At 34.2% G+C, this 21327-nt stretch carries 20 protein-coding genes and 1 riboswitch; of the genes, 2 read left to right on the top strand and 18 right to left on the bottom strand.

Annotation, left to right across the window (positions count from 1 at the left end; translation table 11 throughout):
• Position 1: 1 nt before the first annotated feature.
• The 6 genes from H8718_RS01705 to H8718_RS01680 all read right to left on the bottom strand — a co-directional run bounded on the left by H8718_RS01705 (position 2) and on the right by H8718_RS01680 (position 4743).
• Entirely contained in the window at positions 2–871 is an 870-nt protein-coding gene (locus H8718_RS01705) for an ATP-grasp domain-containing protein (RefSeq protein WP_249331295.1), read from the bottom strand.
• Positions 868–1761 carry an ATP-grasp domain-containing protein gene (locus tag H8718_RS01700; protein ID WP_177669321.1) on the bottom strand — a complete coding sequence of 298 codons (894 nt, stop codon included), beginning with the start codon at positions 1759–1761 and terminating at the stop codon, positions 868–870. The genes H8718_RS01705 and H8718_RS01700 overlap by 4 nt, the downstream gene beginning before the upstream one ends.
• Positions 1762–1868: 107 nt before the next feature.
• Positions 1869–2102, bottom strand: a complete 234-nt coding sequence (locus tag H8718_RS01695; RefSeq protein WP_249331294.1) for a hypothetical protein — start codon at positions 2100–2102, stop codon at positions 1869–1871.
• A gap of 91 nt (positions 2103–2193) precedes the next feature.
• Positions 2194–3150, bottom strand: a complete 957-nt coding sequence (locus H8718_RS01690; RefSeq protein WP_249331293.1) for a D-2-hydroxyacid dehydrogenase — start codon at positions 3148–3150, stop codon at positions 2194–2196.
• Positions 3151–3301: 151 nt separating this feature from the next.
• Positions 3302–4537: an aminopeptidase gene (locus H8718_RS01685; RefSeq protein ID WP_177669315.1), complete on the bottom strand. Its 1236-nt coding sequence runs from the start codon at positions 4535–4537 to the stop codon at positions 3302–3304.
• A 20-nt stretch (positions 4538–4557) separates the two neighbouring features.
• Positions 4558–4743, bottom strand: a complete 186-nt coding sequence (locus tag H8718_RS01680) for a DUF4250 domain-containing protein (protein WP_177669313.1) — start codon at positions 4741–4743, stop codon at positions 4558–4560.
• Between the two features lie 163 nt (positions 4744–4906).
• Positions 4907–5005: riboswitch (THF riboswitch) on the top strand.
• Positions 5006–5045: 40 nt separating this feature from the next.
• Here H8718_RS01680 and H8718_RS01675 point away from each other — a divergent pair.
• Complete coding sequence (locus tag H8718_RS01675) at positions 5046–5561, top strand: folate family ECF transporter S component (protein WP_249331292.1); 516 nt, start codon at positions 5046–5048, stop codon at positions 5559–5561.
• Between the two features lie 78 nt (positions 5562–5639).
• On the opposite strand, the gene H8718_RS01670 is transcribed toward H8718_RS01675, so the two are convergent.
• Both H8718_RS01670 and H8718_RS01665 read right to left on the bottom strand, forming a co-directional pair.
• Positions 5640–7076 (bottom strand): sensor histidine kinase, encoded by a 1437-nt coding sequence (locus H8718_RS01670; protein WP_177669309.1) that lies wholly within the window; start codon positions 7074–7076, stop codon positions 5640–5642.
• Positions 7073–7759: a response regulator transcription factor gene (locus H8718_RS01665; RefSeq protein WP_283246128.1), complete on the bottom strand. Its 687-nt coding sequence runs from the start codon at positions 7757–7759 to the stop codon at positions 7073–7075. Before H8718_RS01665 ends, H8718_RS01670 begins: the two co-directional genes overlap by 4 nt.
• Positions 7760–7982: 223 nt before the next feature.
• Between H8718_RS01665 and H8718_RS01660 the strand changes: the two genes are divergently transcribed.
• Positions 7983–8195, top strand: a complete 213-nt coding sequence (locus H8718_RS01660) for a helix-turn-helix transcriptional regulator (protein WP_177669307.1) — start codon at positions 7983–7985, stop codon at positions 8193–8195.
• A gap of 33 nt (positions 8196–8228) precedes the next feature.
• Here the strand turns inward: H8718_RS01660 and H8718_RS01655 are convergent, their stop codons facing one another.
• The 10 genes from H8718_RS01655 to rbr form a co-directional block, all read right to left on the bottom strand.
• Positions 8229–9974 carry an ATP-dependent metallopeptidase FtsH/Yme1/Tma family protein gene (locus H8718_RS01655; protein ID WP_177669305.1) on the bottom strand — a complete coding sequence of 582 codons (1746 nt, stop codon included), beginning with the start codon at positions 9972–9974 and terminating at the stop codon, positions 8229–8231.
• Positions 9975–10400: 426 nt separating this feature from the next.
• Positions 10401–11648, bottom strand: a complete 1248-nt coding sequence (locus H8718_RS01650) for a 2-hydroxyacyl-CoA dehydratase (protein ID WP_249331291.1) — start codon at positions 11646–11648, stop codon at positions 10401–10403.
• The gene (locus H8718_RS01645; RefSeq protein ID WP_249331290.1) at positions 11635–14586 is read right to left on the bottom strand and encodes an acyl-CoA dehydratase activase-related protein; all 2952 of its coding nucleotides are present in this window, start codon (positions 14584–14586) and stop codon (positions 11635–11637) included. The genes H8718_RS01650 and H8718_RS01645 overlap by 14 nt, the downstream gene beginning before the upstream one ends.
• 227 nt (positions 14587–14813) lie before the next feature.
• The gene (locus tag H8718_RS01640) at positions 14814–15107 is read right to left on the bottom strand and encodes a hypothetical protein (protein ID WP_177669299.1); all 294 of its coding nucleotides are present in this window, start codon (positions 15105–15107) and stop codon (positions 14814–14816) included.
• A gap of 100 nt (positions 15108–15207) precedes the next feature.
• Positions 15208–16977, bottom strand: a complete 1770-nt coding sequence (locus tag H8718_RS01635) for a CotH kinase family protein (RefSeq protein ID WP_249331289.1) — start codon at positions 16975–16977, stop codon at positions 15208–15210.
• The gene (locus H8718_RS01630) at positions 16974–17645 is read right to left on the bottom strand and encodes a DUF4956 domain-containing protein (protein ID WP_249331288.1); all 672 of its coding nucleotides are present in this window, start codon (positions 17643–17645) and stop codon (positions 16974–16976) included. Before H8718_RS01630 ends, H8718_RS01635 begins: the two co-directional genes overlap by 4 nt.
• A gap of 28 nt (positions 17646–17673) precedes the next feature.
• Entirely contained in the window at positions 17674–18366 is a 693-nt protein-coding gene (locus H8718_RS01625; protein WP_249331287.1) for a polyphosphate polymerase domain-containing protein, read from the bottom strand.
• Positions 18367–18465: 99 nt separating this feature from the next.
• Positions 18466–19932, bottom strand: coding sequence for a sensor histidine kinase (locus tag H8718_RS01620; RefSeq protein ID WP_249331286.1), 1467 nt, complete (start codon positions 19930–19932; stop codon positions 18466–18468).
• Complete coding sequence (locus tag H8718_RS01615; protein WP_249331285.1) at positions 19922–20596, bottom strand: response regulator transcription factor; 675 nt, start codon at positions 20594–20596, stop codon at positions 19922–19924. The genes H8718_RS01620 and H8718_RS01615 overlap by 11 nt, the downstream gene beginning before the upstream one ends.
• A gap of 149 nt (positions 20597–20745) precedes the next feature.
• Entirely contained in the window at positions 20746–21282 is a 537-nt protein-coding gene (rbr, locus tag H8718_RS01610) for a rubrerythrin (RefSeq protein ID WP_249331284.1), read from the bottom strand.
• Between the last annotated feature and the right edge of the window lie 45 nt (positions 21283–21327).

The raw sequence follows: 21327 nt of genomic DNA, 5'->3' as shown, positions 1-21327 counted from the left end.
TCTAGACATTTTTATTGCCTAAGCTCTTTGCAACATGTTCTATATAGAGCTTTGCTGTATCTACTCTCTTCAGTGTATATAAACTTCTACTTCCTACAACATCTTCGAGCTCATTAAAGATAAATTTTCCTTTCCCATCTATCATAAAGTCAATGCCTACATAATCACAAGGTAAATGCTTTAAAATACATTCTACAAGTTTCTTCTGCTCTTCACGTAAGTCATACCATTCTATTTTTCCACCTAAACAGTAGTTGGCTCTAAAATCTGTTTGTGAATATCTTCTTATAGCACCTATAATCTTTCCTCCGATTACAAATACTCTCACATCTTCACCTACATGTGAACATATCTCTTGCAAAATCCACTCCTTATGTTCATACTCTCTAAGAATTTGTTGTAGTTCATCACCTGTATGTACCATGAACACTTCTGTTCCACCATGTCCCTCTGGTGCCTTTATTACAAAGGGATACTTGAAGGGTACCTTTTCACTCTTCATAAACTCTGGATAAAAAAAGCTTGTCTTAAGAGAAGGTATCCCTAAGCTACTTATAAACTGATGCGTACGCCCTTTATGATTTGCTAAATAGGTCACTTCATATGAATTAAATACCCTTATCCCCATAAACTCTAATTGCTTAGAAAGCATGCTCTCTCTTGAACGATTAATGGCAAAATCTACCTCTTCTAGTCGTTTTCCTTTATGACTCATCCAAAGTCCATCTTCATCTACTCCAAGCTGCAAATCTTCATAGAATACAAATTGTATATATAACTGATTCTTTTTGCCATACTCCATAAGCATAGCCACATAACTCTCATTAACCCTATAATCTTCTCTTTTATAAATCAGTAAACCCTGTTTCATTTTGTCACTTCCTTTAAAATATAAGCCATAATCTTCTCTGCTATATTAATGCCTGTTAAATCTAAAATATTTTTAATATGTGCATTAGAATTAACCTCACATAAAAGAGGTTCACCTGCTTCTCCAAACATAAGATCTACACCAGCAAAATCTACTTTAAGCACTTTACATACCTTTACAGCCATTTCCTCAAAAGCTTTAGAAGGACTATAAGCTATCATCTTACCACCATTCGTAATATTAGCTCTAAAGTCATGTTCATTCACTCTGAGCATACTCGCTACCACTTTATCTCCCACTACATGAATACGTACATCTTTTCCTTCACTACTTGCTACATAAGCTTGATAAAGATGAGGTTTATGTGCAATTCTACTTCTTAATTCTACTAATGCTTCTGTATCCTCTATCTTATAAACTTGCATACCAAAAGAACCATAACATTCTTTGACAATAAGTGGATAGCTCAACTCCTCTTCAATATGTCTAATATAACGGTCTTCCTGTTTCTCATCATACATACCTTCAAATACAAGTGGTGCGATAATGGTCTTAGGCATTGCAATATTGGCTCCGCCTAATGCCTGCATAGTCATTCCTTTATGGTCACAAACACCAATGGCAGCCGATGTATTAAACACTCTAAGTCCTAATGTTTCTAAATGCTGTGCTAAAACTATATCTTTATCTAAAAAGAGTACAAACCCTATCTCTTCTACGTTTACATTTACCCATAACTTACCTCTATCATCCATACCATATGCTATTTCATCTGTGTAGCAAACTTGTAAGTTAACCCCATAACTACCAGCTGCTTCTTTATATAACTGTGTAATCTCTTCAAATTTTGGTGTACGCATATATCCATTTACAATCAATAACCCTTTCATTTTGTCATCTCCTCTTATGTATTTGTTATGCTTTTTTATAAAATCTATTGTAAGGGTAACCTATTTTAAAAGCAATGAAAAAAGAGAGTGCCTTTAATCACTCTCTGTTATGACTTTAGCTTTTCTGATTTCTCGTCTGTAGCATCTTCACCTATCTCAACTTCTTGCTCCTCTTCTTCTGGTATTTCATCTTCTTCATCTTCCTCGTCTCCTTCTTCCTCTTCATTAGTTTCTATCTCCTCAGGAAATGTAGAAGGTATTTTACGACTCTGAATATCTGCAAGAATAAACACGATAATAACACATATAACGAGAATAACAATTAAGAAAATAGGGTTCATAAGTACCTCCTAAAAAGTACTGTCTTATTACTAACATATGATGCCAGACTCTAAATCATACCTATTGACAAGCTTGGAATTTATTCTCTCTTTAAACAATACGGTTTCTCATCTCCCCTTTAAAGAAGGCTTCTATATTAGCTGCTACTTCTCCAATTAGGTTACCTCTGGCCTCTACACTAGCCCATGCAATATGAGGTGTCACAATCCATTTAGATGGATCTACATCATATAAAGGATGCTCTTGTTCTATTGGTTCTACCTTTAAGACATCTAGGGCTGCTCCTCTAATGAGATTTTCCTTAAGTGCCCTAGCAAGTTCCACCTCCTCTATAATACCTCCCCTTCCAAGATTCATTAGCAAAGCACTCTTCTTCATCTTACTCATCTCTTTATATCCTATAAGGTTTTGAGTTTTTTCATTTAAAGGCGCATGAATAGAGATAATATCACTTTCTTTAAGCAAGGTATCTAAATCTACACACGTATAGCCAGCACGTCCATTATTCCCAGAAGTGGAATAATAGATAATATGTACGCCAAAAGCTTCGGCTATTCTTGCTACTTCCTTGCCAATAGCACCCATTCCTATAATCCCCCAAGTCTTCCCTGCTATTTCATAAAAAGGCTTGGCAATATATGCAAAAGTATTACTATTTGCATAAGACTTAGTCTTTACATATTCATCATAAAAAGCTAAATGCTCTAATAAATTAAACAGTAAAGCAAAGGTATGCTGTGCCACACTCTTTGTAGAGTATCCTGGTACATTGACTACGCCAATTCCTCTATCTTTCATATACTCTAAATCAATATTATTAAAACCTGTTGCAAAGAGTGCAACCAATTTTAGTTCTTTAGCATCTTTTAGCTGCTTCTTGCCAAGCTGTACCTTATTGGTCACAACCACATGAGCATCTTTAACTCTTTCAGCAACTTCATGAGGCTGAGTTAAATCATAAATCATGACTTCTCCCATTGCTTGAATAGGCGTAAGGTCTATATCATCTCCTAATGTTTTAGCATCAAGTACACAAATCTTCATCATCTTCTCTCCTTTTATTATGTATTTACTTTTCAAAGTATCTCTTTATCACTTTATATAGCAAAGGACGAAGCACCTATATTGCCTCGCCCTCTCTTTATAAAAATTATTTATATTGTTCTCCTACTTCAATCTTTGAAAGTAACCAGTCAAATTAAAAAGCCCAGTTACCGTCTTTAAGCACTATAAAGCTTTCTCCACTCTCTGTCTCTGCTTCAATCGTAAGATTTGTATCCCCTACCATAAAATCTACATGTGTTAAAGATGTATTGGCACCAACTGCTTCTAACTGCTCTTTATTCATCTCAGTACCTTTTTCAATTGTATCTGGATAAGCACTTCCGATAGCAAAATGACAAGAAGCATTTTCATCAAATAATGTATTATAGAAAATAGTATTGGTATTAGATACAGGTGAGTCATCCGGTACAATAGCTACTTCGCCTAGGTAATGTGAACCTTCATCTGTCTCAATAAGAGATTTAAGTGTTTCATATCCTGACTCTGCTGTAAAATCTACAATACGGCCTTTCTCAAAATAAAGAACAAAGTTTTCTATTAAGTTACCGCCATAACTTAAAGGCTTTGTAGAAGCTAGCTTACCATTTACACCATATTTAGAAGGCATAGTGAAAACTTCTTCTGTCGGCATATTAGCTACATAGTAAGTTCCTGCTTTATTATAGCTTCCACCACCTTGCCAAATATGACCTTTTGGCAGTTCTACATAAAGGTCTGTTCCTTTAGATTGATAATGAAGCTGTGTAATCTTCTTGCTGTTTAAGAACTTTGTTTTTTCTTCTAAATTCCTTGTATGCTCTTTCCATGCTTCTACTGGGTCTTGTTCATATATACGTGTTGCAATATAAATTTTATCCCATAATTTTTCTATAGCTTCATCACTATTTTGTGCCTTAGGAAATACTTTCATAGCCCATTCGGCTGTTGGAATAGAAGCTACACACCAAGCTACATCTCCATTTTGAATGTAGTTTCTAAATCCTTCTAAAGCTATACCTGCCGTTTTTTGCATCGTTGCAATACGTGCTGGATTTACATCTTTTAATAAGTCTGGATTAGATGCAGAAATGCTGATAAAAGCACAGTTGTTTGCTGCAAGTGTTTTTTTCCCTTCGGCCACCCACTGAGGATATTCTAAAAAGGCTTCATCTGGTGCATGCATATACGTTACTTTACTTAATTCTTCATCTACGTAATCTACATAAACTTTTTTAGCACCTGCTTCATAAGCACATTTTGTAAGTGCCCTTGCAAAATAAGCTGTTTGAATTGGTGATGTAATCATAAGATACTGCCCCTGTTGAATATTAACACCTACTTCTACAATAAGCTTTGCATAATTTAATAAATTTTTTTCTTTTGTTTCCATAACCCTTTCTCCTTTCTGATTTAGCCTACAAACTGATTGTTTGCCATGCTATATGTATAACCAATAGCATCCATACGCCCTAAAAGTTCTTCCATGTCTAAATCATAATCTTTACAAAGTGCCTCTAAAGAATCACATTCATCTCTTAATTTCATATTCACAATACTAAGCATCATATAAGGGTCTTTTCTATTTAAATTTTCCATTTTTTCTGTCCTTTCTTTTGTCAAAGTGTGTCATTTTATTACAATTTAAAGTCATTATAGTCTCTTAAATTTAGAGTGTCAACCAAACCTGCCTACTTGGTAGAAACAATTCTTGTAACTGTATGAATTTTTGAATATAATACTACTATCACTATAGACAGTTGGCAGAGTAGATGTAAGCGCGTTAAGTGCTAGTTGGACGGGAAGTTGCCACTAGACGAAAAGCTTAATGCTTGCGGTGCTTATGTCGCATTCCGCTGCCAAGTCAGCGCTCTTCAATACACATTTTTTGGAGGTGCTTTATGAATCATAAATTAACTAAAATGGTGCTTATTGCACTACTTGTCGCACTTAATATTGTTTTAGTGCGCTTTGCTAGTATTAACCTTGGTCCACTACTTCGTATTAACTTTGGTTTTATTACCATTGTTATTATGGGTATGCTCTTTGGACCACGCTCTGCTGCCCTTGGTGCAGCATTAGCCGATTTTATCGGTGCCATTGTCTTTCCAACAGGAGGTGCTTATTTCCCTGGTTTTACTTTAAGTGCTCTTGCAACAGGTTATATTTATGGAAAGATGCTCTATGGCCACAAGCTGTCTATTAGTCGTATTGTCCTAAGTAATTTACTCGTTATTCTAATTGTTCAGCTATTCTTAAATCCATTATGGCTTTCTATGATTACAGGTAAGGCCTTTATGGTACTTATTAGTGCCCGTGTTATTAAATCCTTCCTTATGCTTCCTATAGAAAGTGCACTTATTATGGTGACTTATAAATATATTTCACCTTTCTTTATGAAATACGCTGAACGTTAATCGTTTATAAACTTAGTCAATTGTTTATAGTGAAAACAAGACTTAAAAAGGTCACCCATTAGGTGACCTTTTCTTATATTACTCTTTAGGAAAAAGACTTTTTAAAGTTTTAGACTTTGTATGATGTATAAGAGGAAGCTTAATAATCATAGTCGTTCCTTTATCCTCTTCACTAAGCACTTCAACTTTTCCTTGATGCTCAGTAATAAGTTTTTTCACCATTGTAAGCCCTATACCGCTGCCTTCATATTTCTCTCTACTCTTATCTCCTCTATACATACGTTCAAAGATATAAGGCAAATCTTCTTTGCTTATACCGATTCCTGTATCTTCTATATACATACATACCATTTTCTCTTCAATGGTTGTATACACTCTAATACTACCTTCTTCTGTAAATTTAAAAGCATTAGAGAAAAGGTTCATAAGAATTTGCTTTAAAGCATTGTAATCTGCATAAACAGTTACATGGTCTGTCTGTTTTAAATCTAGTTTAAAGTGTATATGCCTTTCTTTAGCTACAATCTTAAAGACATTATAGACTTCCTTAATACAACTATTCATATAAAGTTCCTGTTTATGAAGATCTGTTGTGCTATCTTCAATATTTTTCAGCTTATCTAGGTTACTTAGAAGGCTTCCAAATCGCACAACTTCTTGATAAAGTACTTGCATTTGATCTTCATCTATTGGATAGATACCATCTATCATTGCCTCTAAGTTACTCTGTAAAATATGAAGAGGTGTACGAATCTCATGAGAAACATCTGAAATCAATTTTCGTCTTAAAGTATCTTGTTCATCTAACTTTTGAGCTAGGTAATTCATACTATGTCTTAAATTTTCTATTTCTTTAATGCTACTATGTTTATTATACCTTGTATAATATTTGCCTTCCGCTAGGTCTACTGAAGTTCTTGCAATAGCATAAATAGGTTTAGTAAATAACCTTGTAATATAAGCACCTATAGAAGCAAAACATACCAGTGCAATAAGCCCACTCCAAATAATACTGCGGTTAATCCCTGCCTGGAAATCAATGTCTGAAGTAGATAACAACCATGAAGGGAAATAACCAATACGTGCATAACCTACTAAGCCGTATTGCTCCGATTCAATAGGAATGTCTTGAAATGTATAGATCTTATCCTTAAACTGCATCATCTGTGGTAAATAAAAGAATGGATACTCTAAGTCTTCTATCTCCTGAGCTAGTTCTTCTTTCGTTTTCCCCCATATAAGTTCTTTATCAGGATTTAAAATAGCTACTGAAAACTTACCAATTTGTGTATTAGTCAATAGGCTTTCTTCTAAAGTTTCATTCCATGAACCTTCATTATCATAAATTTCTTCTAACTGTCTTACAATGATTCCACTGGTCTTTTGAATGTTATCCTCTATATAATTTTTAAACTCTGTATGGATAGTAGCGTTAACAAAAAGTGCTGTAATAAGAATCGTTAATGTACCTACACATAAAAGTAGCGCAAAAAGCTGCTTACGCATGGAAATCATACTAATGTACCTTCAAATTTATAACCTATACCTGTTACAGTCTTAATATATTTAGGACTCTTTGTATCTTCTTCTATTTTCTTACGTAAGTTTTTAATATGCACGTCAATAGTACGGTCAAACCCATCAAAATCAATACCCATAACAGCCTCTATAAGCTGCTCTCTGGTGAAAACACGTCCTGGTGAAGAAGCCAGTTCATAAAGCAAATCAAATTCATTTGGCGTAAGATTAATAATTTCATTATTGATTTTCACCATACGCTCTTGAAGATAGATTTTAAGGTGACCTTTATCAAAGACAAGTGTATCCTTATTTTCTTCTCGCTCTTTACGACCTTCTAATGCTTTGACACGTGCAACAAGCTCTCTAGGACTTACTGGTTTGACTAAGTACTCATCGGCTCCTATTTGGAACCCCTCTACTTTATTATCCAGTGTACCTTTTGCTGTAATCATAAAGATATAAACATTTGAAACACTTCTCATTTCTTTACAAATATCTTCTCCTTGGATATCCGGTAGCATTAAATCCAGTAGCACTACATCTATTTTATTTTTATAAAATAAATCTAGTCCTTCTCTACCTGTATAGGCATAGAAAACCTTATAATTTTCCTTTTCAAGATACTTTGTCATAATATCTGCTACACGTACTTCATCTTCTATAATTAAAATATTCATTATATAACCTCCAAATCAGCTGTATTAACCCTTATTTTTACTATGATTATAGCCAAATTATGTGAAGAAAGATTGAAAAATAACTTTACTTTTTTATTGCATTATTCCGATATATTCTATAATTAATTGCCAAATTCACGATTTTATTTTACAATAGAATTAACATCTATATGATAAAGTAAATTTAAGGGATTTTGCGTTTTACGGAGAGGGGCATATTGATATGGAATTTAATTTTGATAGTAAGGAACAGCTCATAACATTTATTCAATCCGAAATCATTACAACAGCTGAAGCAACTGAGCTTTTGAATTGTTCAAGGCAATACCTCGATGAATTAGTGAGTAAAGGTAAGATCACCCCTGTAAAAACTATTAACCGAGTTAGACTATACTGGCGTGATGATATTTCAGCATTACATAAAAATAAATATTAGAAAAGAAGCCAGGCCGTAGGACCTGGCTTCTTTTTATGCTATTAACTCTATAATTTTATCCTCATTTAAAGTTTCATGCTCAAGTAAAGCCTCAGCAAGTACCATAAGCTTTTCTTCATGTTCCTTTAAAACAAGCTTAGTCTCTTCATAAATCTGATCCATTTTTTCCTTACATACTTTTAAAAGTTCTTGGTTACTGTTACCTGGACAAATGACCTCACAGTTGATTAATCCATACGTATCATCCATACCATAGCGTGTTATGAGTTCTTTTAAATAGTAAGTTGCTTTTTCTATATCATTGCTAGCTCCTGTTGTAATAAGATCTTTTCCAAAAATTATTTCCTCTGCTGCTCTGCCTGCAAGTGCAATTTGAATCTGGCTAATAAAATCTCTCTTAGTCATATACATACTATCTTTTGGAATACTCATGCTAAATCCTCCAGCGCCTTTTACTGTTGGTACAATTGTTACTTTGACAACACGCTGCATAGGTACTATAAGCTTAGTAATAAGGGCATGCCCTGCTTCATGAAAGGCTGTAATACGTCTCTCTTCTTGCGTAATATAGGAACGGTCTTTTTTTTCAGCTCCTGCTAGTACAACAGAAAAGGCCTTTTCAATATGATTCATTGTAATTTTTATCTCTCCCGCTTTAGCCGCTAAAATAGCTGCCTCATTAAGAAGATTCTCAAGCATGGCACCTGTAAAACGTACAGTTTGTCTAGCCAATTTCTCACTATCCACCTCATCGCTTATAGGCTTACCTTGTAAATAAAGTTTAATAATTTGCTCCCTAGCACCTTGATCAGGATAACCTATTTCAATTTGTCTATCAAATCGTCCTGGCCTTAGAAGAGCATCATCTAATAACTCTAATCTATTGGTTGCTGCAATAACCACAATGCCTTCATCATGTTTAAACCCTGACATCTCTGTAAGTAATGCGTTAAGAGTTTGATCCTTTTCTTCATTGCTTCCTGAAAGATTATTACTACGCTTTTTACCAATAGCATCAATTTCATCAATAAAAATAACAGCTCTTTCATGTTTTCTAGCTTCTTTAAATACTTCTCTGATACGGCTTGCACCTACACCTACATACATCTGTACAAAGTCTGACCCACTTAATGAAAAGAAAGGTACACCTGCTTCCTTAGCAATAGCCTTGGCCATAAGTGTCTTACCTGTACCTGGTGGCCCATAAAATATAAGTCCTTTTGGCATACGTGCACCAAGCTGTGTATATTTCTGAGGGTCTTTAATAAAACCTATAATATCTTCCACCTGATCTTTAACCTCATGGTTACCTGCTATTTGCTCAAAACCTATTCTTAAATCATCTGCTTCAATAGCTTTTATACCTAATGCCATAGTCTGCATACCTGTGTGTCTTTTAGTACCTCTAAAAACAATATAAAAGACGCCTATAAAAACTGTCGCACTAATGAACATCTGAACAAAATAAAAAGTTGTGTTATTATTACCTTCTGTCACTTTTATATTTTTCAAAAGAAGTTTTTCTTTGAAATCTAACGTACGAGGGTTCTCTGTTTTATAAAGTATATCGTCCCCTACTTGTTTAAACGTAATATAAGGGCTATCCCCTATACTTACTTCTTTAATCTTTCCTTCTCTTACTTGTTCCTGAAAAGCATTATAATTCATAAAAAAACTTTGAGATTGCTTATAGTTATAAACGCCTATACTTAAAAGAATCAGTATTCCTAAACCAAGTCCTATCATAAGCCACTTTTTTTGCTTTAACTGCTTCTTCATACTTTCCCCCTCTTACTTTATCTTTATAGTTCTATTATATTAGAAACTACTTCTGGGAACATTAGTATGTATTTGGAAAATAAAAAAGGGCAAAGAAAAAAGAGAAAGACAACGGGTCTTTCTCTTTGAGAGAAGGTATTTTATTCTAGGGGTAGCAAATAAATTCATATTTGCTGTAACATCTGGGGGAAGTTACATGATTATTATAGCAAGGGGTAACGCTTAAGTCTGCCCTAAGTTTTTTGTGTTCTTTTTATTTTTTTGTTCATTTTGCTATTTTTATTTTTTTCAATAGTCAATCTGCCTATACCCTTCTAAATTTTCTTTTATCCCTTATATAATATGCTTATTTTTTCCAATTTTAAACTATAAAAAAAATTTAACTTCAGCATTATAAACGGTTTTTTATCCATTTTTTCTCATTTACTAGGCATTTTTCAAATGAATATTTTGCATACCATTTGCAAGCATTAATTTAATACGATTTTCCTGATTGACCTTAGCACTTGAAGGGTCATAGTCAATGGCTACAATATTAGATTCTGGATAGATTTCTTTAATCTTTCTCATCATACCCTTGCCCACAATATGGTTAGGTAAGCACCCAAAAGGCTGTGTGCAAATCACATTCTGAACACCACTTTCTACCAGTTCTAACATTTCTGCTGTAAGAAGCCAACCTTCTCCCATCTTAACACCTAGCCCCATAAAATCACTTGCTAGTTTCTTAACTTTCTCAAAATCTGTAGGCGCCTTAAAATGACTAAATCTTTTAATACACTTAATCATTTTTCTTTGGGCATGGTGCAAATAGTGATAACCAAGCTTACAAGTTAGAACACCTATACCACATCGCCCATAAAGCCTTGCATCTATTTCCCTATTACTTAAGCAGTACATCATAAAATCCCCAACGCCTGCCATCACCACTTCTGCTCCTTCTCGAATAAGAAAATCCTCTAAGTGATTATTACCAAGTGGTGAGTATTTCACATAAATTTCCCCTACAATACCTACCTTTATTTTCTCTACATGATGCTTAGGTATAGCTTCAAAGTCACGTAGAATAGCTTTATACTGACGTTTAATTTGCAAAAACTTAGGTGTACTTGAAATATCCGCTAAGTAACTCACCCAATGGTCACTGACTTTTTGAGTATCTCCTTTATTAAGCTCATAGGGTTTACACTGATTGCTTACCCACATAATTAAATCCCCATACCACATAGCAATAAGACACTTGCCAAGTAGCGCTGGCGTTAGTTTAAAACCTGGGTGTCTCTCAAGCCCACTTGCATTAACTGAAATAACAGGGACCTGCTCATACCCACTTTTCTTAAGCGCCTTCCTTAATAGATGGATATAGTTAGAGGCCCTACATCCTCCTCCCGTCTGTGTAATCATAAGTGCTGTTTTATCAGGATCAAATTCGCCACTTTTTAAGGCTGCCATGAGCTGCCCTATAACAATAATAGCTGGATAACACAAATCATTATGAACACTTTTTAAGCCTTCTTTTAACATCTGCTCTGTTGTACCTTCATAAAAATCCAGCTTATAACCATACTGTCTCAGAACCTCTTTAATAATCCCAAAATGTATGGGTAACATAGTTGGTGCAATAATGGTATAATCTTTTTTCATTTCCTTTGTGAATACTTTATAATTTTGCATAAGACTTTCTCCCCTGCCCCTCTATTGCCTTTGCGAACATACTTCTAATTCTAATTTTAGCAGCTCCTAGATTGCTTGTTTCATCTATTTTAAGCTGTGTATAAAGTTTTCCTGCTCGCTGTAAAATACTATTTATTTCATCTGATGTAATTGCATCTGTCCCGCATCCAAATGATACAAGTTGAATAAGATCTATATCCTTCTGACGCGCTACATAATGAGCTGTATTATAAAGCCTTGCCTGGTAAGTCCATTGATTCAGTATATTCACCTCTGGCTTTTCATCCTTAGGACAAATACTATCTTCACTTACTACCACTGCTCCAAGATCATTAAGGAGCTGATCTATCCCATGATTAATCTCTGGATCAATATGATAAGGTCTTCCTGCTAACACCACAATAGGTTTATGATGAAGCCTTGCATAATCTATTGCCATTCTTGCTTCTATCCTTATATCTTCATAATAAGTATGGAGTGCTATAAAACCTTTCTCTAATGCCATATCTATTTGTTTCTTAGATAAATCATACCCCTTTTCTCTAAATAACTTATAGAGCGATTTACTTAAGGACTTAGGGTGATTGAAGTCTATATAAGGTGTAAGCATCTCTACTTGTTTAAGCCCCTCTATATTAGATGTAAGTACCTCTGGATAATAGGCTACAATAGGGCAATTAAAATGATTATCGGAAATGCCTTCATCTAAGTTATAACTCATACAAGGATAGAAAATAAAATCTGGCTTAAGCTTAAGTAAACTTTCAATATGCCCATGGGCTAACTTAGCGGGATAACATACAGTATCTGATGGAATAGAATATTCACCATCTCGATATAGCTTTTTATTCGAAGCAGAAGAAAGTACTACATTAAAACCTAATGTTTCAAAGAACTTACTCCAAAATGGTATAAGCTCGTACATATTCAGTACAACCGGTATACCTACCGTCACACCTCTTGTTCCATTTGTTACGCCCAACTTACGTATCTTATTGTATTTATAAGCATATAAATTAGGTAATTTTTCTTTCAACTTACCGACAGGTCTTTCACAGCGATTGCCAGATATGTAACGTTCCTTCTCTCCAAAGCAATTGACAATAAGATGGCAATGATTAGTACATAAATTACAGTTTGTCACTTTAGAAATATGCCTAAAGTGTTCCAGCTTTTCTATAGGAATAAGTGTAGTCTTTTCTTTTACATTTTCTTTTGCATATAAAGCTACCCCAAAAGCACCCATAAGCCCTGCAATATTAGGTCTAATGGTTTCTTTATGTAATTCAAGTTCTAGACTTCTTAGAATTGCATCATTAAGTAAAGTTCCCCCCTGCACTACAATATGATCACCCAGTTCCTCTACATTAGTTGTTCTAATCACTTTATAAAGGGCATTCTTCACTACACTCATTGCAAGGCCAGCTGATACATCTTCTATGGAAGCACCTTCTTTTTGTGCCTCTTTTACAGAGGAATTCATAAAAACTGTACATCTTGACCCTAAATCTACTGGATGTTTTGCAAAAAGAGCAATCTGTGCAAAATGTTTAACATCATATCCCATTTGCATGGCAAAAGTCTCAATGAAAGAGCCACATCCAGAAGAACAAGCCTCATTAAGCATAATACTTTGAATACGTCCACTAGCAATTTTAAAGCATTTAATATCTTGTCCACCAATATCTAGAATAAAACTCACCTGAGGGTCAAAGTAATGGGCAGCTGTAAAATGTGCAAGTGTCTCTACAATACCTATATCTATCTTAAAAGCATGTTTAATCAAATCTTCTCCATACCCTGTTACACCAGATCCACAAATTGTAATTTTATCTTTGCATAACTCATACACTTTTGAAAGTTCTCTTCTTATAATTTCTACAGGATTACCTTGATTAGAAGCGTAAAACTCATATAAAATTTCCTCATTTTCTCCTATTAATACCATTTTAGTTGTGGTACTTCCAGCATCTATACCTAAATAAGCCTTACCTTTATAGTGCTCTATAGGCATTTTAATAAGCTGGTAGGCATCATGACGTGCTTTGAAAATTTTATAAGCTTCTTCATTCTGAAAAAGTGGTTGTAGCTGTAAAAGTCTATTATCCTTCTTATACTCCTTCCTAAGAATAGTTTTGAGTGTTTCAATACTATAAGTCTTCTTACTACTCCCACTAAATTTAGCACACCCTAGTGCTACAAAAAGCTGACCATTTTCAGGAAAAACGGTATCCTCTTCATTTAATTTTAAAGCCTCTTTAAAGCACCTTTTTAATCCTTCATAAAAGAATAGCGGCCCACCTAAAAACATCACTCTTCCTTCTATTTTTCTACCTTGTGCTAGGCCAACAATAGTCTGATCTACTACAGCCTGAAAAATACTTGCACTAATATCTTCTTTAGATGCCCCTTGATTAAGAAGAGGTTGTATATCTGATTTAGCGAAAACACCGCATCTAGATGCAATACTATATAACGAAGTATGCTGAAGACTCATTTCATCTAACTCTTGTGTAGAAATATTCATCAGCGCTGCCATCTGATCAATGAAAGCACCTGTTCCCCCTGCACATGTAGAATTCATACGCTCCTCAAGGCCCCCGGTCAGAAAAATAATTTTAGCATCTTCCCCACCTAGCTCTATGACCACATCAATATCCATCTTCTCTTCTCTAACTAAAAAAGCTGTAGCAAATACTTCCTGTACAAATTCTAGATCTGTTTCTTCTGCAATCCCATATCCTGCAGAACCTGTTACAGCTATTTTAAGCTCTTTACCTTCTATTAAAGGTTGTATTTGATCAAGCTCTTCTAATAACTTTTTACGTATTTGAGAATAATGTCTGTCATAGCTTGAATAAATTATTTCTTCTGTTTCATCTAAAACAACTACCTTTAATGTAGTAGAGCCTGCATCTATACCTATTTTATAAGACATGTTAACCTCTCCTAACTTACCGCTATGCTTATCTTTATTTATACTGTACTTATATTTATATATATATCTATATCTTTGTATTTTATTATAATTATATATTTTTTTCTATAATCTACTAAATCTAAAATTTAAATTTCTATAATATATACTCTAATTTTCATATATAAATAAATAGCTGTATAAAAAGAGGAAGAGGCAGTATTTTACCTTACTGCCTCTTCCTCTTTTTATATACGAATTAAAGTATTTGTATCTGCTAAGACTTCATCTAAATTTGCTATTTTAGCAACATCCCAATAAGCATCTCTATGGAAAGTCATATAAAGTGCTTTTAATACGATAAGAATTTTCTTTTCTTTATGAACTTCATAAACTAATTGATTGTCAGCTTTAATTTTAATTAAATTACCCTTTACTTCTTTTGAAAAGGTTTCTCCATTATACTGCACTACCTGTCTACTGTCTGTAAGAAACTTTGCAAAATCGAATCTTGTTTTTATTTGTTGCACTTCATTCATCATCAAATACCTACCTCTATTAATCACTTTTTCTCGTGTATACAATATACAGTATACTGTATTATGATTATTATTATATATTTTTTATCTGTGTTATGCAAGCCTATCTTTTAAAATTTTCACGATTATTTTGACTTCCTAATAGACTAAGATTAATAGAGTCTGCTTGAATGAGTTTTTCTTGTTCATTTTTTTGAGTTTCTGTGGTACTTGGAATAGTACCTTCTAACTGTCCTCTAATACTTTGTGCACGTAATCTACCAAATGCTTTTAAGACTGTTAAAGATGCCTTATACTCATCATAACTATAAAAAGCTGTAGCATCCTCTCTTACATAATCACCAATTAAAGCATCTAACTGATCAATACGTTTTTCATAAAGACCACTTTCAAAATATGAGGCTATTGCACTTTCTAAATCATTATGATAAGCATCCTTATACTCAGATACTTCAAGAAGCTTTCCTATGATAGGACGCTCTTCTAAAGAAACTCCTGAAACAGGTGTATCAATAGGGAAGTTAATTACAGCTGTACTACTTCCACCTTGAAAAGTACCAAAAGATAAGTTATAGTCCCATGGTAACATAGAAAGTTGTCCCTTTTCTTCATAGAGATAGTAATTATGTTGCATATTACTTAAGTAACTATCTAAGTTAACGAGTATTGTATTAGCTGCAAAATATTTAAGCACTTCTGGAACATTTATATAAGTCTCTAGCTCTTCACCTAAACTTAATTTTTTTAGAGCTGTTACAACGCGCCCTTTGTCTTCGTCTGATGTTTTAAACACCGCACTTTCAAATACTGTTTTATAACTTTCTAAATTATCATCTGTATATACTAAGTTACTTCCACCACTATCTCTATCCATAGGCATACCTTGCCCTTTATCTTTAAAGTCTTCATGTGGGAACTCTCTCGATGGCATTTCAGGTGGTTTATTCCCGACCATCTGCCTATCTTCTTCGCTTGGCATAGATATCTGGCTCTTTTCACCTCCTACACCACTTGGCGTAGGCATCTGACTTCCTTCATTACCTGGTGTTGGCATTTGGCTAGCTTCACCACCTTCTCCACCTGGTATTGGCATTTGTCCACTTTCACCTTCTGCTTCACTTGGCATTGGTATTTTTCCGCCCTCACCTTCTGCTCCATTTTGCATTGGTATTTGTCCACCTTTATCTCCTTGTGGCATTTCAGGTCTGTCGCCTTCATTAGGCATCTTTCCTCCACCACCCATATTCATTGTTTCAGGTTTATACAGCTTACCATAGTCTGCTCCATAGTTACGTATAGCAAAAGATTCTTCAAGCGCTTCTAATGCCAAATAAAGACCCCACGGCTCTCCATTAACTGTAATACTGGTAAAAGCATATAAAGGCGTCTTAATACCCATGTAGTCCATTAAATCATAAGATAAATATTCTTTCATATAAGTAGCATCTGCATACATATTGTTCACTACTAGCTTATCAAGACCATAATAAGTCTGTCCTTTTACATAGTGGTCAAATTCAAATTTGAAGCTTACTCTGTCAGTATTAGGGTCATTAGCGACCTGCGTTAGGCTCGTATTCCCTTTAGGCCGTATACCTACATTGTAAATCGTCTCACCATTAATCACTACATCACACTTTACATACTCCTCCTGAAGTGCATTATCTAACATATTCTGCCACTCCTTGGGATCCATTTGTATATCAATAGTACTTACTGTATTTTGATCAAAAAGTTTTTCAGCATACTCAGATACATGGGTCACTGGAACAATCCCTAATACCTCATGCTTAAATAAGAAGATACACATCAAACATGTTACAATCCCAACAGCGATTAAAGTCCACACATGAATATGTTTGCTGGTAATCATCCCATATAGTCTCCGTTATAACTTACAAGTACTGCACTAGTAACACCTTTTAAATCTGAAATTTGATTAACAAACTGTGTAGTTTTATCTTTTAATCGTATTTCAATACTTAGTTCAATATTGCTTGCTGTAATAGTCTTAGATTTAATCATATGTTTTTTTACATTCTTTTCTACTGTACCCATTACTAAATTTTCAGCTTCATCATTGCAACAATTAATCACCAGAATATAAGGATTATCTGAAGTTTTCTTATTGACAAAGATAACCATAATAATACCGATAAACAAAGAACCAAAAAAAGCAAGTGGAATAAGTCCTGCTCCAATGACAATTCCTACAGTAATAGCCCAAAATAAAAAGGCTATATCAAGTGGTTCTTTAATAGCTGTTCTAAATCGTACAATAGATAATGCCCCTACCATACCAAGAGATAACACGACGTTAGATGTTACAGCTAAAATAATCAGTGTAGTAATAAGTGTCATAGCCATTAAGGAAAGACCGAAACTAGCTGAATACATAACACCGTTAAAAGTCTTCTTATACACTAGAAAAATAAATAAGCCTAATACGAAGGCAAGTCCTAATGCAATACACATATCTAAAGGTGAGAAAGCTGTCACCTTTTCAATAAAACTAGATTTGAAAATATCATTAAATGTCATACCTTATCCTCTTTTCTTTTTATCTTGTCTAGCCATACATCCTGCAGACTGCATATTTTGAAAAAGCTGAACCTCTTCTATTTGGTGTCTGCACAAGATCAGCCATAATTGCTGGTAAAAAGGCATCATATTTCACTTCAAGAATCATAGTGCCTGGCTCATTTACCTGAATCATAGGTGCCTCTAAGTCAAATAAGTCTGTTAGATAAAGGCCTGTCCGAATATTTCGATCTATGGTAATGCGTACATTACCTGGTTCATAAACAAAAGGCTCTCTTATGTAATCTACTAAAGTCTTAGGTCTTAGTTGCTCATTATACATTTTTATATACAGTTCCATAAGGAGAGGGTCTTCTTCATACTTCATCCACTCTATATCACCTGCAAGTATAGCCTCACACTGCATCTTTGTAATAGGTGTGGATTTCTTATGACACAGCCCATTTAATTTACTCTTTTTTTCTAGACGTATAAAATCAAAATTATCATTGTAATAACGAATGCGGAATTTTTCTCTATTATTGACACCATCAATTTTCTCTCTTAAAGCTTTGTCATGAAGATTATCAAAATAAAGGCTCCTTATACGATACTGCCCTGATACATCCACATTTTTGTCTGACTTTGCAATAGATTTAAGCCTCATTTTAAGTGCAATGTAATCGCCTATATTAATTGTATGTTTCAGCTCATGTCTAAATTTAAGCTGTTCCTCCTTCATGTTCTCACCACCTTTTTCTTAAGCTAGTACTAGATTACTCTCCTAATGTGATAACTATCTGAACATCTTCTGAAAACTAACTAAAAAAGGAGAGATGTATCATCTCTCCTTACTTCTTCTATTCAATTCAAACCAGAAGTTACTTCCTTTTCCCTTTTCACTTAGTACACCATACAAAGCATGATGCTGCTCTAATATATTTTTTACAATAGAAAGTCCTAAACCTGTACCAATCTGTGCTCTTTTATGAGTTTTATCAATCTTATAGTATCTTTCCCATACATAAGGTAGCTGCTCCTTATCAATCCCTTCTCCCGTATCTATAATTTCGACTTTAACTTGATCTTGGGTGGCAAGCTGTCTTATAGTAACCTTCTTATCTAACCCTGTATAATTAATGGCATTATTTATCAGATTATAGAGCACTTGTGAAATTTTAAGTTCATCTGCCTCAATATAAACGTCCTCTTCATATAAAAAATTTAGTTCATATCCTTGTTGCTCTATAAGCTTTGTATATCTTTCTAAAATCTCTTTAATACTTTGAGTGAGATTAAAACGCTTAAAGCTTAAGACCATTTCTCCATCTTGAAGTTTTGAAAGCTCTAACAAGTCTGTTACAAGCATACTAAGCCTTGAAGCTTCATCAATAATGACTTGTACATTATCAGTTGTATCTTCTCCTGGTAAGTCACGAATCATTTCGCCATAGCCTATAATCATGGTCAAAGGGGTTCTTAAGTCATGAGATACATTAGCAACAAGTTCTCTTCTTAATGTTTCCACCTTGGAAAGCTCCCTTGCTGCATAATTTAAAGTATCATTAAGTTCTCTAATTTCTCTATAACCTGACCCTTCAAATACAATATTATAATTACCTTTACCTAATTCTCCTGCTGTATGGGTTATTTTCATAATAGGTTTTGATATTTTTTTAGAAATAAAGAAAGCAATCAAAATAGCTACCACAAGTAAAATAAGAGTAATATATATAAGTTGTACTCTTAAAGTATCCACAGTGGCCTGAACCGGTGTCAATCTCGTCGTTAGGAAAAGCATAACCTGCACTCCATTATTCACCGTTACCATCTGTGTATAAATAAGACTCTCCATTACCTTTTTCCCGTATGGTGGCATTTTGCCAATGAATGCTCTATCTTCATGCATGAAAGGCCTTATATCCTCCTCCTTAATAAAGGATAAAGCTTCTCCTCCTCCTTCTAATGTCTTATGATAGTAGGCATATAATTCACTTCTAGGAATTATTTGTATACGTTCTCCAGGTGCTCCAGCTGCCTCATAAAGTACCTGCCCTGTGGCATCTACAATTTTAACTTCCATATCATTTTGACTTGCAAGTCTTTCTAGTAGTTGGTCTAATTCTTCATGGTCGATGTTTTTTACAATAGTATAGGCAGCTTTTTTAATACTACTTGTTTTAATTCCTTTATAAAAACTTTCTAAGGATACAACTTGGAAAATCCATAAGATTACAAGCATAATCCCCACAAATCCTATGAGATAGGCATAGAGCTTCCATTTAATACTGAACCTATCAGCTTTCAAACCTATATCCCACCCCTCTTAGTGTAACTATAAATTTGCTATAGTGTCTAAGGCTCCGTCTTAATAGCTTAATATGGGTATCTAGTGTTCTATCATCTCCATAAAAATCATATCCCCATACTTGGTTTAAAAGCTGCTCTCTTCTTAGAGCAACACCTTTATTTTTAGCCATATAAAAGAGTAACTCATATTCTTTAGGTGACATATCTATTTTTTCCTCATCTATATAGACTAGACGACCTGTGAAATCAATTTTAAGTCCTTCACTCTGCATAATATCTTTCTGAGCTATTTCTTGACCTGACTTACTTCTTTTAAGAACAGCTTGTACACGCATCATAAGCTCTTTAGGTGAAAAAGGCTTAACCATATAGTCATCTACACCTATTTCAAAGCCGTGAATTTTATCATACTCCTCACCTCTAGCAGAAAGCATAATAACAGGTACCTCTGAAAACTCCCTAATTTTTTTGCAAGCTGAAAAACCATCTAGTTCCTGCATCATAATATCCATAACAACTAAGTCAAAGTTCTCCCTCTGGCACATTTCTATAGCCTGCATGCCATTTTCAGCTTCCTTTACTTCATAGCCTTCAAAGAGGGCATATTTTTTAATCAGTGCTCTGATTTTCTCTTCATCATCTACAATGCACAGTTTATACATAGTACACTCCTTCATTTTTACTTTCTTTTATTATACAGTATCCAAAATAATTTATGTGATAACTAGGTGAAAATTTAAAAGGGTACTGCATAATATTTTCATTATGCAGTACCCCTTTTTTAAAACAACACTTGTTTTAAGCAATCCCCTTAGTAATTGATTGCTCTGACTTCAAAATAAGCTTGTGGATGTACACAGACTGGACATACTTTTGGTGCTTCTGGTCCTTCATGAATATGTCCGCAATTTCTACAAATCCATTGCACCTTTTCTTCTTTATGAAATACTTGATTGGTATCTAGATTTTGATAAAGTTTTCTATAACGCTCCTCATGCTCTTTTTCAATTTTAGCAATTTCTTCAAATAAAAAGGCAATGTGGTTAAAGCCTTCTTCTCTTGCTTCTTGAGCAAAGTTCTTATACATGTCTGTCCATTCATAATTTTCTCCAGCTGCTGCATCTTGTAAGTTCTCTTTCGTCTCCCCAATACCTTCATGAAGCAGTTTGAACCAGATTTTTGCATGCTGCCTTTCATTGCTCGCTGTTTCTTCGAAAATAGCTGCAATTTGAGTATAACCTTCTTTTTTAGCTTTAGACGCATAATATGTATATTTATTTGTCGCTTGTGATTCTCCTATAAAAGCTGCAAGTAAATTACTTTCTGTTTTCGTTCCTTTTAAATCCATTTTATTTCACTCCTCTACTGTGATTTTACACTCTTTATACTATAT

It is taken from the genome of Zhenhengia yiwuensis (genome assembly GCF_014384995.1).
Taxonomy (GTDB): domain Bacteria; phylum Bacillota; class Clostridia; order Lachnospirales; family Cellulosilyticaceae; genus Zhenhengia; species Zhenhengia yiwuensis.
Note: the sequence above shows the minus strand (reverse complement) of the source record. Positions and strands in the feature narration are given on the sequence as shown.